Genomic DNA, 17417 nt, shown 5'->3' with positions numbered 1-17417 from the left:
AACCAAGGATTCGATGTTGAAGACTAGCTTGCCCGTATCGCCGACTGGCGCACATGGAGCAATGTCTACCTCATCATCGGCCTGCTCATGGAAACCCTCGGCTACAACATCACCTACCGGTATACGACAGGGATGAATAATTGATGAAAGAGATTTGGGCAAATCGTTGTAGAAACGTGTGCACGGTCGTGGTCTTGTACGGTTGATGGCGTTTTACCGATACTGTTATGTCAGCTAGCACTCGGCGTAATATGGTTTACCGCTTTCAAGCAACGTCCCGTTGGATTCGTGAATTGGTTTTCTTCCATTTGTTCTCTGTTGATTAGCATCGCCCCTTTGCTGCTAGTCTTATAGATAGATTGTTAGCGGTTGTTTTTTTGGTGCTGTTTCTAGGGGCTGGGACGTGATGCGTGGTAGCAAAAAAGTTGTGGTAGAACTGGAGTCTTTGCGTATAAGCGACATTGATACGTCAGGGCAGGCGGAGGCTTTCGCAAAACGTATAGCCGGTGGCCACAGGACCTTTTTTCTCCAAGGCAGTTGGGGTAGTGGCAAGACCGAATATCTGGAGAAAGTCAAAAAGACCGATGCAATGAAAGACTACAGATTCATCGATCTTGCATTGTGGAAGCCGACGAACAGGAATACTTTGGCCCAGAACCTGTTCTCCGCCACTTTCCCTAGGTTTGCGAAAATCGTTTACGGAACAGGTCTGGTTCTGCTTGTCTTTGCGGTCACCGGAGCCATCCTTTTGGCCCTACAGGGCAGCATTCCCGTATTGGGAAAACTGAACTCACTCACTCTGCCGGTGACGGTCATATCCGTGGTTCTGACGACCTTGCGTGGATTTCTGAATAGCAGGTGGTTCGATACTGATCGCCTCCTGTTTACGGTCTCAATCCGATCGCTGACGAGTATACGACGGCCAAAGGTCTTGGTCATAGACGATTTCGACCGTTTGGACGAAGCTCTTCAGAAAGAACTCTACACGCTCTTCAATGCCGTCCATGGCTATACCGCAATCATATTCGTCGGTGACCAATGGAATCTCAAATCTTTCAAAGACAATTATCTGAACAAGATTATCGACCAGAAAATTATGCTTCCCCTTCCATTGCAGTCCGGAAACGTCGCCCAGAGAATCCGCGAGGCGGTCGCTGAATTGCTGGGGAAGGACGTCGACCTGTCATCGGTGGAAACCATGTTCGTGTACGAGCATCGTACGGCCCGGGACGCGAACAGATTCCTTGCCTATGCGGAAGCCGAGTTCATCGGACAAGACAAAAAGGGTAGGGTCCAGCCTGACCAGGAACTTTTCGTTATCTATCTGTACCTGTTCCATCCGCGTGAGTACGAGAAACTGTACTATGACCACTGGCTGCCCAAGAAAGATTCGAACGCCACCGATCCGGTCACAGCCGGGTTGTTCAAAAATATGAAGGAAACCGATTCGAACGAGGCCAAGGAGGAGACGGCGAAGCCATTAGTCGAGCAATACATGGACTTCATGTTCCAGCCTAGAAACACGAACCCCACCGACTTCAGCAGCAATTCTTCGGCATACTTCATCAACGAGCTCGCCAACAAGCACGCTGTACTGCAACTCAGAGAAGTCATCGACGACGAGCAGACACTCGCCAAGATGTTCGACACTGATGATCTCACCCATTCCGCGGACTATGAGGAGTTCCTCGATTATGTGGACAGGATGGGGGGTGATGAATACTCCGCCGTTCAGAACCGTATGGAAGCCAACGCGATATCTGTCATGCATTCGGAGGTGCGGCATGTGCCGAATCGGCTCGTGAAACTCATCTTCGACAAAAGGCTGAAACAGACGACCAAGCGGTTCGCGGATTCCGATTTCAAGCAAATCCAGGAAATGGATGACGCATGTTTGCAGGCGTTCGAGTCCATATTCGACGATGCCGAACGAAAAATCGGAATCACGGTCAGCCCGGCAGAACGAATGTATTGCTATCGTTCCTGCCTGAACCTTTATGGAACAATATCGTCAATTGGCGGTGGCTTGGCCTTGACCACATCGGTAATCAATGAGCGTGGGGTCAGTCGATATTTCGATGCAGTCGCCAAAAGAATCGAGCAACGCAAGGACTATGGCGACCGCCCATATGATGCGGAAGCCCTCATTGTCCAATTGGGTTTCCGGTTCTGGCTGGACGGGCCCATCAATCCTACGCAGCATCCCGATTTTCAATCGAAAGCGGAATCCATAGAAAAACTCGACCCTGCGGAATACCGGGCATTCTGGAAGGCATATCAGATTGAACCCACAAAACAGAATGAAAAGTACCTGCTACAGGGTGGAGCCGCGCTTGAGTTTGATCATGATACCCAGCCGTATGAAACTCATGTGCTCAATAGACTTATACAGGAATGTGAAGAATAACGTTGTTATAGATTTTCTTGGATTTTGTGTTTGGTGAAATTATGCTTAACATGCCGAATAGGGAGTTTTTGTCATCATTATGAGGTAAGTTTTTCCCTATGAGTGATGAATTAGTACTTGATGTGGACACTGAGAAGCGGCCTACGCGTGATGACGAGGCGGCCGGGCTGATCGCCCGTTTGCGGGAGTCGATGACTCGTCGACAGTTGGCGGAATCAATGGGTGTGTCAACTTCGACGGTGGAGCGTTGGGAGCTAGGCACGGTTCCGTGCAAGCCGGCCTATATTCCCGCGTTGCAGGATCTGTACCATGGCACCACCAAGGAGACAGGGAAGGATTTCCGCACGGTCGATTTGTTCGCAGGTATCGGCGGGATCCGTCGCGGGTTCGCATCGGCGGGCGGGCACGCGGTGTTCTCCTCGGAGTGGAACGAGTTCTCGACGCGCACCTACCGGACCAACTACGGGTTCGAGGAGAGCATGGCGGGGGACATCACCGAGGTCGACGCCAACGACATCCCGGACTGCGACGTGGTGTTGGCGGGCTTCCCTTGCCAACCCTTCAGCGTGGCTGGGGTGTCGAAGAAGCGTAGCCTCGGGCGAGAGACGGGCTTTCGCGACAAAACGCAGGGGACACTGTTCTTCGACGTGGCGCGTATCATCGCCGCTAAGCGGCCGGCCGCGTTCCTGTTGGAGAACGTGAAGAACCTGACCAGTCACGACCGGGGTCGCACCTTCAAGGTTATCCTCGACACGCTCAAGGACGAACTAGGCTATGAGGTCCACTGGAAGGTCATCGACGGCCAGCATTTCGTCCCGCAGCATCGTGAACGCATCTACATCGCCGGCTTCCGTTCCGAGACGGACTTCACTTGGGACGACCTCGAGTTCCCCGAGCGCAAGCCGGTTCTCTCTGACATTCTGCATAAGACCGATGGTAGCGAGCCCTATCTGCCGTGGGACAGCGACCGGTTCTTCGATTTTGAGAAATGCAAGGTCCAAGACAAGTACACACTCACCCCGCGCCTGTGGCAGTACCTGCAGGACTACAAGAAGAAGCACGAGGCCTTAGGTCACGGATTCGGGTACGGGCTGGTCACCCCGGACATGGTCTCGCGCACCCTGTCGGCGCGCTACCACAAGGACGGATCCGAGATCCTCGTTAAGCAGGAGGGGAAGCGGCCGCGCCGTCTCACCCCGCGCGAGTGCGCTCGCCTGATGGGCTACCCCGATGACTTCCGTATCCCGGTGTCCGACACGCAGGCCTACCGGCAGTTCGGCAACAGCGTGGTCGTCCCGGCCGTGGCCGAGGTCGCTCGCATCATGCGTCCCCATATCCTCAAGGTCATGCAGCAGGACGACATGGGTCAGAAGGGAAAAAGCGTCGAAGCGGAGGACAAGGCCATCAGCAAGGCCCGCAAGCGCGCCGTCGAAGGGGCCAGCTTCAACTGACCGGTCATCCCGTTCTCCCAGCCGCCAAGTATCATCGGGTGGCATGAACGATGATGCGACGCGGCAATGGTACGACCAGGCGACGATCGGGCAGGTCCACGACCTGCTCGCCGACCAAGGCGCGAAAAGCGTATGGGTCAAGCGCCTGGTAAGGAACAACAACAGCAAACAACAGGTGTGGTTCGCCAACGATCTCTCCGACCTGTCCTTCCTGCCCTTGGGCACACCCACGTTCGCGGCGGGGAAGTCGGGCAAGCCCAAGGCCGGCGCGCCCGTCGTGCAGATACCCGTCCCGTGGCGATGGGTCAACCCGCGAGGCGCGTTTGAAGCCCCGAATACGCGGCTGTGCTACTACCCGCAGTATCCTGAGGTGCGCCTCTCGGGCTTCCTACAGGGTTGCAGGGAATCGCCCAGCGAGCTGATGAATCCCGAAAAGCGCGGCTACGAGGAAGGACGCTGCTTGTTCCTCGGCCCTGTCGCGGGTGAGAACGGCGAACCCGACCATGTCGTCGCGCTTATCGTGGGTGCTTTTTCGCCGGCAGCTGGATATGTCCAACAAATGAAGGGTTTCAGGCCCGGGCATCTTTGCCCGGTCGTGTTCGAAGATGGTCACGAAATCGGTGATTTCTCCGTGCTGGAACAGGCGTTGCTCAAGATCATCGGTCGCAAGATCGTTCCATGGAGGAACGTGGAGGGCTGTGAGCCCATCCGGCCATACGTCGCTCCGAACGCGCCAGGCCTCACGCTGGAGGCCGAGCTCGGTATTGGTGAGAACGCCATCCCCGGTCCCGACTTCGATGTCTGGGAGCTCAAGGCCATCGCTCAGAAGGACCTCGCCAAACGAAGCGCCCACCGTGTCACCCTGTTCACTCCGCAACCAGACGCAGGGTGGGCCAAGGAGCATTCCACCGTCGAGTTCGTCCAAAAATTCGGACATGTCAACAAGTTCGATTCCGCGCACGAGCCAGTCGAATACTATTTCACGACCAAGGACTTCGACCGTCCCGATGAGGACAGCCCAGAAAAACTTCTGAAACTCAGGCTCACTGGGTTCATCGATGACAGACATTTCGACACGGCCGGCATGGTAGAACTCGTCGACAAAAGGACCGGGGAAGTTGCTGCAGGATGGTCGTACCTGAAATTGCTCGAGCACTGGCAACGCAAACACAACCGCGCCGCCTATGTCCCCTATCTCAAGACCGGTACGGGCGAGGACACCCTCGTGGAATTCGGGCCACTTTTGACTTTGGGCCTGTCGACATCCTTTGGTCTGTTCCTTCAGGCGTTCAACGACGGCAAGGCCGCCTACGATCCCGGCGACAAAGCCAAACTCGTCAACGGCTCATGGACGCCCCACCCAAGATCTCAATTCCGCATCAGCACCAAGAACCTGAACGCGATCTACTACCAGGTCGAGGAACGCGATCTCTCCGGCAAGGAAGAGGCCCGAATAATTCCCGGGCTGTACTCACGCATTAAAGAAAATAGTCGATGAGCCGTGTTCGACGAATACCATTGTGCCATGACGGTGCATGTCGTATTGAGGGTAACAACATTTTCGGCCAGTGAGGAGTGAAATATGGAGGAAGAAAAACCGGACGATTTGGCAAGTATCTTTTCCGAGCTGGAGCAAAAGCTGGGAAAGGAAGCGAATGCGGTACGCGAGGCCTTTTCCCATAATGGTTCTGCGGGCACAGGACTTGAGAACATCGTAAAGGCCTTTCTCTCCAAACTCCTGCCGCAGAAAATAGGAATCGTAAGCGGCGAAGCAATAGACAGCAACGGTCATCGCAGCCGGCAACTCGACCTGATCCTTTACGACAAAAACCAGATGCCCGTGTTCATGTACACCGAATTCAGCGATATGGCATTGGTCCCCGTCGAGGCAATCCTTGGCGTGATTGAGGTGAAGACGACTCTCACCGTGGACGAGCTCAAGACCTGTTGTACAAATTGCCAGAGCATCAAGAAACTTTCACGTGTAGCCTACCGCCCGCAACCAATTGAACGAAAGAGAACAATGGGAGGCAGAGAGTGGAATGAACTGCCAATCTATTATTCGGTCTTCGCGGTAAATAGCCGAGTCAACGACATCGCAGGAAAATTGGACGACATACAAATCGAAACCGCCTTTGACAGGCGAATCGATTCATTGATTTGCCTCAACCAAGAAGTCGACCTGAACGCTGAAATCAATCTATGCAATGCTGATATTCAGCCGCTTTATTTGTATCGTTGCTTGGATAATGACGATGTACTTGTTGGCTTACAAACAAAGTATCCACTGGTATTGTGGTTTGTTTCCTTGTTCACGGCTTTAACGGAATATAACCTTCGGCCTTTGGATCTTGTGAAATATATTCCGGCCGAGTCGGTTAATATCACAAGCACTTTTAACAGCAAAAAGGCAATAGAAAAATTGCTAAACAAATTCAGGAAGCAAGCTGAAATGCAATACGGCTTGTCTGATGGGGTATTGGGCCGAGTATTCGCACACGAAGGTAGCCTTGATGATGTCTATGAAATCCTCAGAACAGGAAAATACAGAATCAAAGATGCGACGCCTGAAAATGTAAAGAGAATCCTAGCCGAAGCGGTAATTGACAGCCGTGAAATGTCTAGGCAGGAGTGGGCCCAGAAAATTAGGGATACGGGGAAAGGGGATGAGTTTAAAGCAAAGGTTGCCAAGTACGGTATTTTTTCCTTCTGAGTTTGGCAAGGAGTATTGGTTGCTGCGCTGTGGATTTGAAATGGTTTGATTCACACTGAGGAATGAGTTAATGGAAATTGTAGTGACAATATTTATTTGGCTTTTTGCGATTTCTATCGTAAGCTTATTGCTTTCTGCCTTCATTGTTTCGTACCGTGGTAACACTGGTACGGATTATGAGGCTGCAACTGAGAAGACCATCAGAGCTTTTTGTCTTTCTACGTGCCGTTGGGCGACGGTTAGGGATAAAAGGGTTGCTCGTTGGTGGTTCATAGTTTCGGACTTGATTTGCATTTTATGTTGCTGTGTGTTGTCGTTGTCGGATCTATTCTTTCTCTGCAACCTTCCAAGTCAAAAAGTTTTGAATCTTTTGGCTTAGGGAATGTTTGTCGCGTGCATTCTGTCATTACTTCTTATCGGTATCAACTTGAAACAACATTCCATCCCGGTTGCGGTTGCCTCGGCTGTACATATGATAGCCACATTTGGGATGCTTGTTGTCATTTTAAGTGCTTTATCTTTATTCAAAATTGGGAGGGCTAACGACGATACTAGAACCGTTATTATTGCCGTAACAGTTCTTGTCTGTGTTCCTGAAATGGTTTCAGTAATCTATGCGTTTCATGATATATCGAAGAAAACAAATGTCTACTGGTTCGTTCGGACATCTTTATACCCAATTTTTAGCTGTTTGACATTGCTGTGGTTGCACTTCTCAGTATTAGATGTACCTGATCTCTTTAAAGGGTTACTCGGCACTCTCATCGGATTCGTCCTGTTTTCTTATGCTAAACAGCTTTGGGATGAACGCATTTATCCGATTAAGTCTGAAACCGAAACTCATAAAGAAAAATGATAGGGTGACATGCTTCTTCGTGTCACCGTAATAATAGTCCATCTTTTGATCAGTCGCAATATGTTCTAAAATCGGATATTTGATTTCAGGACTTGATGTCCCAGACACGATTCAGACACGATGACCTCCGGCATTTACCGTTTCCAACCGTCTCTACCGTTTTCCGGATGGTGCGGGTTTTCCTTGGAATACCAGCGTTATCGGCAGTTTCCGGTATTGTCCGTTACCAGTCGTTTTAACTGTCAATCTAACAGGATGTCGCAGGTTCGAATCCTGTCATCCCGACTTTTGGTTTCCGTGGAATTTCAGCGTTTCCTATGGCTTCCGGTCTTGCGGGTGTCCGATGGCTGTCCGTGAATGATGCTTGTTGAACGTCCGCTTGCGTTGGATGGACACTTGAATCGGCACTGTCCGATATCGTTGGGGCATGCCCAGACACGCACAGCAGCGGACCTTCCTCGTCAAGGTTCTGAAAACCGTTCTTACGATACTCGCGATCGTCTGTTGGCTGGCGGCGCTCCTGTTCTGCTCTGTCGCATTCTCCCTGATATCGAAGAATTTCGCCGCGTTCTTGGTGGGCATGCTGATTGCCGTCCTGCCATGCTCCCTGGTCGGCTGGCTGTTCTGGTATCTTTCGAGGAAGATCGGTCATAAGGCGAGCGATGGTATGGCCGGCGCGACCGAAATACGAGCCAAGGGATTGCGACCGCAAAATCAGCCGATAGTCGTGTCTGACTTCACGTGGCAGGCAGAGGCTTCCGGCGCGGCCCGGCAACCATCCATTCGACCAATCGTTCAGTCGGTTCAGTCGGACGAACGGCCAGAAATTCAGCCGGTCGAATGTCTGGGCATTAAGACAGCCGCCCAACGGACTGTCCAAGCATCAACGCAGAGAGGCGACGAAGCCATGCTCACATCCATAATCCAGACACCCAACGATGACGGTCCTTATTGTCTCGATCCGGGATTCGTCGCCGCGGCCAAGACCGCTGACTGCGCAGTCATCGATACGGAGACAACAGGCTCTGGTAAACCGCCACGTCTTCTTGACATCGGCGTCGTCCTCATTGAGAACGCTCGGGTAACGGCGACGTTTTCCCAGCTCGTCAATCCGGAGGTATCGAATACATTCGGAGCCGCGGCAATCAACCACATCACGCAGGATATGCTTGTCGGGCAGCCCTCTCCCGGTCAGGTGCTGGCGCCGGTGCTCGATGCCATCCGTAGCCTTCCTTTGATGGGCCACAATCTCTCCTACGACATTGGCATCATTAACAATGAGGCTGGATTGGCAGGGTTGTCCGGATTGAGGCCGCCGCGGACCGTGGATACTATGGACCTCAGCAAGGTGATGTTTCCCGGAGACAAAGTGTCCCATACCCTCGAGAGCTTGCTCGACCGCTTGGGCGTCGAATAACCGGAACAGCACAGGGCGCTTTCCGATGCCTTGCAGACCTGGCAGGCGTATCAGCTGTTGCAGGAGATGGATGGTCCGCGAGCTGAGACTGCAGAGGAAAGGCGGCGTGCGAAACGAAGGAACAAGGCCAAGACCAATGCCGTGATGCGCGCCAGAAGCCTTTCCGGGCAAAAGACCGACCCCGTCAACGAGAAGCCGGAAGGCGCCGAACTCGAGGCGCATGGCGGAGAGAACCTCAGCGGTGGTTCCTTATATCAGAAAACCTTGCGCAAGTATCCGCGCGGATCGTATTTCTGGGTCACCTTGGTCAAGGATTTCATTCCGAGCGGTAAGTACGAAGGCTATCCCACCGTTTTCATATACATGGATGGCGAGGAGATCGGATTCCTGGGCGCGCGACTCATGGCCAAGCACTGGGGCCAGATACCGGATGGGCCGGTGATGGCGCTCGCGCACACTAGCAATTGCGCCGACGAGACGAAACCGTACAAAGTCAGGCTCGAACTGCCACAAGCCCATGAGCCCGTCGATCTTTCGCCTTATGCGAGGCGCGCGTCGAACGAGGCATAACGTTTGCGGATGGTCGTATGGCCATGTTTCTACGGTGACATGGACGATGGCGGATCTTGCGGGTTTTGTGGCTCCGCGATCGTCAGACTTCGGACCTGGACCCGGCCTCGCCCCTGGCCTTGCGCAGCACGGCGTCGAGCAGGCCGGGGAAGGCCTCGTCGAACTCGGCGCGGCGCAGTCGCGCGCTCTGCTTGACACCATGGTGGTCGCGCCACACCAGCCCGGCGCCGCGCAGCACCTTGAAATGGTGGGAGGCTGCGGTCTTGGTGATGCCCAGCGCTCGGTAGATGTCGCCGCAGGGCATCTCCCCGTTGGCGTCGAGCAGCGCGACGATGCGCAGGCGCAGCGGGTCGCCCAGCGCCGAAAGCGCCTGGGTGATGGTGACGTCCTTGGGGTCGGTGTGCAGTTGGTCTCTCATGGTGACCATGGTACAATCCCCAAAGTAGTTCAATACATATTGAACCAATTATGATGCCAACATTCAACAGAGCAGGAGAGTGACCATGATAGACCAGGCGATTACCGAAGAGACCGACCGTTTCGTCGCCGCACGCGACGCCTACCGGCAAGCCAGCCCGAAGGTGGTGGGCGACTTCCTGGTTATGAAGGCCGACGCGTTGCGGCCCGGCGCGCTAGATGGCGGGACCAAGGCGCTGATCGCGGTGCTGATGGGTGTGGCCCGCGGCAGCGAACGGTGCATCATGACGCATGTGCGCGCGGCCGCCGACGCCGGCGTCACCCGCGAGCAGCTCGTCGAGGGACTCGACATGGCGATCGTCTTCGGTGGCGCCCCGCAATACGGCTACGCCAGCTATGCGCTGAGCGCCTACGACACCTATGTCGCCTGACGCGGCGCAGCCGCGGATGCGCTCGCGGGCGGTGGGGCCGGCAACCGTGACGCGATGGCGGTGTTGACTTCACGCGCTTCAGGTGTTTAGAGTGGTGCGTTGGTGGTGTCATCACGGACGAGATGCTGCCGAACGACGGTCCAGGGGATGCTGGAACAAGCGCGAACGGCGTGCGAAAGGACGCGTGCCGCGACCGGGAAAGAGACGATGATGACGATACTTGACGAGGACTACCGACTGAACGACGGACTGACGATTCCCAAGCTGGGATTCGGCACCTGGCTGATCGACGACGACAAGGCCGCCGCGGCGGTGAAGACCGCGATCGGCTCCGGTTACCGCTACATCGACACGGCTCAGGCCTACGAGAACGAGCGCGGTGTGGGCGAGGGCATCCGCGATTCCGGCGCTCGGCGCGAGGACCTCTTCGTGTGCACCAAGATCCAGGCCGAATACAAGGACTACCAGACCGCCAAGGACTCCATCGACACCTCCCTGGAGGCGCTCGGCCTCGACTACGTCGACCTGCTGCTCATCCACGCGCCGGAACCCTGGGCCCACTTCCACGAGGGCGACCACTGCTTCGCCGGCAACCTCGAGGTCTGGCGGGCCATGGAGGAGGCGCAGAAGGCGGGCAAGGTCCGTTCCATCGGCGTCTCCAACTTCGAGAACGTCGACCTCGACAACATCCTCGAGCACGGCGAGGTCAAGCCCGTGGTCAACCAGCTGCTCACCCACGTAGGCAACACACGCTTCGACCTGCTCGACTACGCCAAGGAGCACGGCATCCTGGTCGAAGCCTATTCGCCCATCGCGCACGGCAAGATGGGCGAGGACGAGACCCTGAACGCCATGGCCAGGCGCTACGGCGTCTCGGTGCCGCAGCTGATGATCCGCTACTGCCTCGAGCTCGGCACGGTGCCGCTGCCCAAGGCCTCCTCCAAGGCCCATATCGACGCCAACGCGCAGGTCGACTTCGCGATCTCCGAGGAGGACATGGCCACGTTGCTCGCCATGCCGCATTTCGACGGCTACGGCGACGCCAAGCAGTTCCAGGTGTTCAGCGGCAAGTAAGGCCGGCGGAGAATACGGTAAGCACCGCGGTGACGCCAAAGGCGGCAGGACGGTGACGCAACACCGGCACGGCGGTGACGCAACGGCGGCGGCGAGGACGATCGATTGCCCTCGCCGCCGTCGTCGTTTCGGCGTCTAGATGCCCCATTCGGCCCACGTGCCGTCGAACCTGCATTCGTCCAGCGCCTGCGCGGCGTCCTGGCGCATGGTCTTGCTCGGCGCCTCGTTCCCCAGCCGGCTGATCGACCCCGAGGCCTCGCTCGGCAATTGGCCAAGGTAATCGACGTCGATCCGCTCGATACCACCGCTGAGGTAGCCGTCCACGTTGACCTCGGCGATGATGAGGTCGGGCTGGGCGAAGGCGAAGACCAGCCACAGGCCGACGACGCCGAACAGGGCCAGACGGAAGAGGTTGGTGCGCGGGCGCAGCAGCCGCAGCACGGTCACGGCCAGCAGGAACGCGATCGCCACCATGCCCCAATAGGTCAGCAGGCGCAGGCGCGTCAGGCCGTATTCGCCCACGTAAAGGCTCATGCGCCAGGCCGCCGAGACCAGCATGACCACCGTGGAGGCGAGGAGCACCAGCTCCAGGCACAGCAGCGAGACCGCGCGCTCCTGCCCACGGCGCAGGTGGATGCACGCCATCACGATGACCAGGTTGATGGCCGTGACCGCGACAAGCTGGAAGAAGCCGGCGCGGGCGTAGGCGGCGTAACCGCCGAAGCGCTTGAGCGTGTCCACACCGCCGAACAGATACGAGGACTGGATGGCCACGAAGACCAGGTAGACCACGTCGAGCATGGCGAGCATCGTGCCGAGCGCCGCCGTGGGCGCGGATGCATGCGAGAGCGAGGCACCGGCGAACGGCTGCACCTTGGGGTGGGGATGGTGCAGCGCGAAGAGCAGCGAGAACGCGATCGGGGTGAGCAGTGCGAGGCCGATGGCGTTCAGGGCGCAGTGGTAGAGGTCGATATGGTTCAGCGCCTCGTCGATGTGCTCGACGATCCAGGCGAAGTTGCCATCGGCGCTGCACAGGGCGGGCACCACGACGACCATGATGCCGAGCGCGCACCCCGCGCCCGCCGCCACGCCGCCGATCGTGCGCCCGTGGCCGTGCGTCGAGGAGGAGAGGATGCGGCGGATGACCGGCCAGTTCCTGAACTGCTCGGTGAGGAAGGTGGTGGCGCCGTCCTCGAGGCCATGCAGCCCGAAGAGCCCAGTGTCGTCCCCCTTGCAGATCAGCAGGTAGGTCAGGGGCAGCGTGACCGCCAGGGCGAAGGCGTTGAGGATGCGGATCCACGCGGCCTGCGAGAAGGCCGGCACGCACATCAGCAGCGCCGTGCAGGCCAGCAGCGCGTACGACCATTTCGACAGCCTGCGCTTGGACGCCTGTGGGTCGCGCTTGCTCCTGAGGAACCACGCGCAGGCGAGGAATGCCAGCAGGCAGGCGGAGAGCGCCATGCCGCCGATGAGCGTGAAGATGCCGGTCGGGTAGACGTTGGCGTCGCACACGGTCCAGAGCAGCGCGAGGGCCAGGCCACAGGCCAGCGAGAGCCTGTCGGCCTTCGTCAGCGGTTCGACGATGGCCAGTGGTTTGGCGATTGCGGATGGCTTGTCAATCGCAGGTTCGGCGATGGCCGATGCGGGTTGATTTTGGGCGCACTTATCCATATCCATGGGTCATGTCCTTTTCGATGTCGGCTTGGAATCGGCCGAATGGTTGATGTTGCTAGGGGTTAAAGCCAGTGGTTACGGGATTGTCGGTTAAAAGCGGTCGGACACTATTCCGTGCCCGGAGATTCCGGAGACTCCGGCGGTTCCGGCTCGTAATGGAGCAGGTCGGCCGGCTGGCAGCCGAGTTCGGCGCAGATGGCGGCCAGGGTGGTGAAGCGTACCGCGCGCGCCTTGCCGGTCTTGAGGATCGAGAGGTTCGCCACCGTCACGCCCACCCGTTGGGAGAGTTCGGTGAGCGTCATGCGCCGTTGCGCGAGGATGTTGTCGAGGGTTATCGTGATGCGTCCCATGTCAGATCACCAGGTCGTTGTCAGTCTTGAGCTCGGTGGCGGCGGCGGTCAGCGAGGCGAGGGCCGAGGAGACCACGGCGAGCACCAGGCAGAAGACGAACGCCATGGCCAGCCCGAGCGGCACGAGCCGGCGGCTGTCTGCGGTGGCGGCGAGGACCACCACCAGTTCCGCCAGCCACACGACCGCCGAGACCGCGAAGGCCACGCCGATGGTCCGCAGCCGGCGCACGTTGCCGGAAGTGAAGGTCTCCTCGCGTCCGATCGCCGAGAACAGGCGCCACGCGCAGACGGCGACGACGGCCAGTGGCAGCATGCCGAGCGCCGCGAGCAGGGCCGAGCCGCGCTTGAGCTCGCCGGCCCGTTCGGCCGCGGGGATCACGATGAGCGGCAGCGCCAGGCAGATCGCGACCACGCAGGCGTCGGTGGCCTCGAGCAGGATGGCGAGCGTGTGGTGGGGGATGTGCGCGCGGCGTCGCCCGCCGTCCCGGCCGCTCCCGCCGGGTGTGTTCGGCAGGGTCCGGTCCCGGTCCGGGCCGTGGTGGTGTTGCAGCTCCATGTCTCTCCTTCGTCGGTGGTGTCTTTCCTGCCATCATAACCGCTTCATATCGTTTTTCAATAAAAAGCATATCGTTTTTCGATATTATCACAATTGAGTATTGAACGATGGCGGGCGGATGGCGAGGTCCTCTTTCGGGTGTTGGCATTGGGGAAATGTAGGGATGCTTGTTGCGGGAGCGTTACTTCATCGAGTTGTTATTTAGTATAATATAAAATATTGACTAAAATATTGGACAAATTTACAAAAAAGTTTAAGTATTGATGTAATATTCCTCACAGCAGAGTTTCCTATTAGGCCATGAGGAGTCATATGCGTCGCACGACGGGAAGATGAGCTTCGGGAAAGTCGTCTGAAGGCGCGGAAGCATTCGATTCGCCCACTGGCCTGGTGCGCGGGGATGCGATAAGTCCGAACTTGGGTTGCGTGGGAGAAGAAACCTTCGAAGAAGGGTATTGACTGATGAATATTCGTAGGGGAATGCAAGGCGTCATCGGCGTGACGCTTTCGGCGGCGATGCTGCTCGCCATGGGCGTCGCCGGTGTCTCTTCCGCCCAAGCCGCCGAACCCGGCAAAGTGGATCTGAACGCCAACCCTACGGGCAGCATCACCGTCAATCACGCGACCGTAGGCCATACCTATGCCGCCGTCAAGGTGGGCGTGTACGCGCTTGCCGACGACTCGGGCGACGGCAGGATGATCAGCAGCCTTTCGATTGATTCCACGGGCAATGCCGCCGTCGACTCGGCGGTGGCGGATGCGGCGCATTCGGTCGATCCCGCCGCTCCCTCCGCGGGCAACGTCATCGGATGGGTCGCCCAGCACTGGCTTGGATATGCGGATGGCCACCAAGCGAACAATGCCGACAAGACCTCCGGCGCATCACCATATTCAGGGTCGCTGCGCAAATTCGTGCAGAAGCTGGATCGTGAGAAGAAAAGCGGAAGCAACAACAGGGCGCTGGACTTCGCCGGCAGCGCGAATAAGGCGTCGGTCGCCCAAGGCGATACGAGCGCGGTGTTCGGCAACCTCGGCATCGGCCTCTACATGATCGAGGACACGACCAGCCTTCCCGCCGCATCCGGCACCGCCGACGGCGTCAGCGTGCCGAACGGCATCCCCATGTTCGCCGGCACCACCATCGGCTCCTCGTACACCCAGATCGGTGTGGCCGGGTCCGCCACGCCCTTCACCCTCGGTTCGGTCGAAGCCAAGCAGAAGGCCGTGAAGGTCGCCAAGGCGCTCACCGACGGGCAGGCGGTCGATGGCGAATACCTGTCATATAAGGTGACCTCCAAAGTGCCGCTCTGGACGGGCTTCGACCACTATTACTTCGAGGTCATCGATCGGCCGAGCGCGGCATTCGCCGGAGGCGATATCAAGGACCTTACGGTCGCCGTCGGCGGTGACGAGCTGCGGGAAGGCACCGACTTCACCGTGTCGACCGGCAGGAACCCGGACGGAACGTATCCCGCCGACGCCGATGGGTCCTACCATATCGTATTCACCAACATCGAGCAGCATGACGTGGATGCTCCCATCGTCATCACCTACAAGATGAAGGTGACGAATGCCGGCGATGACGAAGGTGTCGTCAACTCGGCGGTGATCGAGCATTCCGGCAAGAACGACGGGCAATGCGCCGGTCTGGACGCCGATTACCAGCATGCCCACCAGGAGCTGGGTTGCGTCACCCGGACCATGCCCGGTGACGATAGCACGGTCACCTCGGTCGTCTATTCCGTGACCATCCGCAATTACTCCGCGCATGATTCCAGCGCGGCCGTGACGGATGCGGATCTCACCGCGGGCTCGAGGTTCAAGGTATTCGACAACGGCACCGATCCCGCCCACGCCAATGCGCTGACCTTCAAGCTGACCGCGTCGGCCGGCGGCGACGCCGAATACACGTACGATCCGGCAGGCACGGTCAGCGAGATCGGTGGCGACGGCTTCAAGACCCTGTCCATCAAGGGGCTGGCCGAGACGACCTATGCCTTCATCCAAACCAAGACGCCGGGCGAGTCCGGGAAAAGCACCAAGTCCTCGTTCACGGTGGCCATCGCGAAGCCGACGGATCCGAGCCGGTACAAGGCCAACTTCAGGTTCACCGACACCGACTCCCGGGGGCTGGCGCAGATCGATGGCGACCACGACCACAGCAAGGAAGGGGACAACGAGTCCGCGAACCTCAACGTGAGGGTCCTCAATGTCGGCTCGAGCATCGGCCTGCCCATGACCGGCGGTGTGGGATTCCTTTTCCTGCTGGTCGCGCTCGCCGTCGTGTCCGGCGTCGTCGCCAGTACCGCAGCGCCTCGCCGTCGCAACGTATTCGGCAGCGGCAAGTGAGCGATGCATCCAGGACTATGAGTGGTCGTAAGTGACGTGGGACGGTGTTGATGAGCGACGGAAACGTTGGCGAAATGAAATCCGCTGAAAGGCAGGAACGCCCTGTGGGGCCCCTGTCTTTCGAGCAGGTCATGACGCGCCGGCGCCGAAAACCCACCGTCTACCGTGCGGCGCTTGGGGTGCTGCACACGTCGCTCGTGCTGCTGACGGTGATGACGGTTTTGTGGGTCCCGGTCAGCAGGACCGTCGGCGCCCGTCGGGAGCATGCCGCCTCCGACGCGTCAAGCCATGAAACGGCACAATGGCCGCAGGACAGGATCCGGGCGCAATATCGTGACGCGGTTGACTACAACCACGGGATCGTGGCGTCGGGCCAGCGCTCGTTGGGCGAGGCCCTCGATCCGTTCGTCGATGGCGCCGGCGACGATTCCCTATCGGCAAAGGACACGGAATACCAGTCCATGATGCAGTCGGACAACGGCGTGATGGGCACCATCCGAATCCCCAAGATATCGGCCCGGCTGCCCATCTACCACGGTACGTCGAAGGACACCCTGCAGATGGGCGTGGGCCACCTTTACGGCACCAGCCTGCCGGTCGGGGGCCAATCGACGAACAGCGTACTCACCGGTCACCGCGGGCTCGTCGACGCCGAGCTGTTCACCAGGCTTGACGAGTTGACGAAGGACGACGTCATCTACATCAAGGCGTTGAACCGCACTTTGGGTTACCGGGTCACGGGCATCAACGTGGTGGAGCCCAACGACGTGCACCTCTACAAGGTCGTGCCGGGCAAGGACCTGATCACGCTGATGACCTGCACGCCGTACGGAGTCAATACCCAACGGCTGGTCATCACGGCGCAACGCGGGAGGATCCCCGAAGAGGTTCCTCCCTACGGCGGCGACCAGGATGCCGTGTTCGCGGCGTCGGCCGTCGGTGGCGTCGTGCTGCTCGCCGGCCTGGCATGGGCGATATGCCGCGATCGCCGGCTGTCGGTCGGACGGGGTCGTCACGTGGCGGCGGCCGAGAACGCGGCCCCGGGCGCAGGGCCCCCGTTCGGGCCGAGTGGAGGTTCCACGGAACCGGATGGTGCGATGCGAAACGATGGAAACGTGCGGAAAATTGACGGAAGGCGGTGGCTATGTTGAA

15 protein-coding genes are annotated in these 17417 nt (G+C 58.1%); 11 read left to right on the top strand and 4 right to left on the bottom strand.

Annotated features, from left to right (window positions below; genetic code table 11):
• The first annotated feature begins 427 nt into the window (after nucleotides 1-427).
• The 7 genes from PT282_RS04675 to PT282_RS04645 all read left to right on the top strand — a co-directional run bounded on the left by PT282_RS04675 (nucleotide 428) and on the right by PT282_RS04645 (nucleotide 9414).
• Entirely contained in the window at nucleotides 428-2407 is a 1980-nt protein-coding gene (locus PT282_RS04675) for a P-loop NTPase fold protein (RefSeq protein ID WP_277168394.1), read from the top strand.
• Between the two features lie 98 nt (nucleotides 2408-2505).
• A complete protein-coding gene (gene dcm / locus PT282_RS04670) occupies nucleotides 2506-3858 on the top strand; it encodes a DNA (cytosine-5-)-methyltransferase (RefSeq protein ID WP_277168393.1) in 1353 nt (450 codons plus the stop codon).
• A 43-nt stretch (nucleotides 3859-3901) separates the two neighbouring features.
• A complete protein-coding gene (locus tag PT282_RS04665; protein ID WP_277168392.1) occupies nucleotides 3902-5356 on the top strand; it encodes an MvaI/BcnI family restriction endonuclease in 1455 nt (484 codons plus the stop codon).
• An 84-nt stretch (nucleotides 5357-5440) separates the two neighbouring features.
• On the top strand, nucleotides 5441-6571 hold the full coding sequence (locus PT282_RS04660) for a DUF6602 domain-containing protein (protein ID WP_277168391.1): 1131 nt from the start codon (nucleotides 5441-5443) through the stop codon (nucleotides 6569-6571).
• Between the two features lie 427 nt (nucleotides 6572-6998).
• The gene (locus PT282_RS04655) at nucleotides 6999-7427 is read left to right on the top strand and encodes a hypothetical protein (protein WP_277168390.1); all 429 of its coding nucleotides are present in this window, start codon (nucleotides 6999-7001) and stop codon (nucleotides 7425-7427) included.
• 427 nt (nucleotides 7428-7854) lie between these two features.
• On the top strand, nucleotides 7855-8844 hold the full coding sequence (locus PT282_RS04650; protein WP_277168389.1) for a 3'-5' exonuclease: 990 nt from the start codon (nucleotides 7855-7857) through the stop codon (nucleotides 8842-8844).
• Nucleotides 8845-8874: 30 nt separating this feature from the next.
• Nucleotides 8875-9414, top strand: coding sequence for a hypothetical protein (locus PT282_RS04645; RefSeq protein ID WP_277168388.1), 540 nt, complete (start codon nucleotides 8875-8877; stop codon nucleotides 9412-9414).
• 82 nt (nucleotides 9415-9496) lie between these two features.
• Here the strand turns inward: PT282_RS04645 and PT282_RS04640 are convergent, their stop codons facing one another.
• Nucleotides 9497-9832, bottom strand: a complete 336-nt coding sequence (locus PT282_RS04640) for a helix-turn-helix transcriptional regulator (protein ID WP_277168387.1) — start codon at nucleotides 9830-9832, stop codon at nucleotides 9497-9499.
• 85 nt (nucleotides 9833-9917) lie between these two features.
• Here PT282_RS04640 and PT282_RS04635 point away from each other — a divergent pair, with 85 nt between their 5' ends.
• Entirely contained in the window at nucleotides 9918-10262 is a 345-nt protein-coding gene (locus PT282_RS04635) for a carboxymuconolactone decarboxylase family protein (protein ID WP_277168386.1), read from the top strand.
• Between the two features lie 207 nt (nucleotides 10263-10469).
• Nucleotides 10470-11336 (top strand): aldo/keto reductase, encoded by an 867-nt coding sequence (locus PT282_RS04630; RefSeq protein WP_277168385.1) that lies wholly within the window; start codon nucleotides 10470-10472, stop codon nucleotides 11334-11336.
• A 135-nt stretch (nucleotides 11337-11471) separates the two neighbouring features.
• Here the strand turns inward: PT282_RS04630 and PT282_RS04625 are convergent, their stop codons facing one another.
• From PT282_RS04625 to PT282_RS04615, 3 genes are all read right to left on the bottom strand, one after another.
• Nucleotides 11472-13013: a DUF4153 domain-containing protein gene (locus PT282_RS04625; RefSeq protein ID WP_277168384.1), complete on the bottom strand. Its 1542-nt coding sequence runs from the start codon at nucleotides 13011-13013 to the stop codon at nucleotides 11472-11474.
• Nucleotides 13014-13117: 104 nt separating this feature from the next.
• Nucleotides 13118-13360 carry a helix-turn-helix transcriptional regulator gene (locus PT282_RS04620; protein WP_277168383.1) on the bottom strand — a complete coding sequence of 81 codons (243 nt, stop codon included), beginning with the start codon at nucleotides 13358-13360 and terminating at the stop codon, nucleotides 13118-13120.
• A 1-nt stretch (nucleotide 13361) separates the two neighbouring features.
• A complete protein-coding gene (locus PT282_RS04615) occupies nucleotides 13362-13916 on the bottom strand; it encodes a DUF2975 domain-containing protein (RefSeq protein WP_277168382.1) in 555 nt (184 codons plus the stop codon).
• A gap of 462 nt (nucleotides 13917-14378) precedes the next feature.
• On the opposite strand from PT282_RS04615, the gene PT282_RS04610 reads away from it, so the two are divergent.
• Both PT282_RS04610 and PT282_RS04605 read left to right on the top strand, forming a co-directional pair.
• On the top strand, nucleotides 14379-16265 hold the full coding sequence (locus PT282_RS04610) for an isopeptide-forming domain-containing fimbrial protein (protein ID WP_277168381.1): 1887 nt from the start codon (nucleotides 14379-14381) through the stop codon (nucleotides 16263-16265).
• Nucleotides 16266-16315: 50 nt separating this feature from the next.
• On the top strand, nucleotides 16316-17416 hold the full coding sequence (locus PT282_RS04605; protein ID WP_277168380.1) for a class C sortase: 1101 nt from the start codon (nucleotides 16316-16318) through the stop codon (nucleotides 17414-17416).
• Nucleotide 17417 lies beyond the last annotated feature (1 nt).

This window comes from Bifidobacterium sp. ESL0763 (genome assembly GCF_029433395.1).
Taxonomy (GTDB): Bacteria; Actinomycetota; Actinomycetes; order Actinomycetales; family Bifidobacteriaceae; genus Bifidobacterium.
The sequence above is the reverse complement of the archived record's forward strand: the minus strand, read 5'-3'. Positions and strand labels throughout refer to the sequence as shown.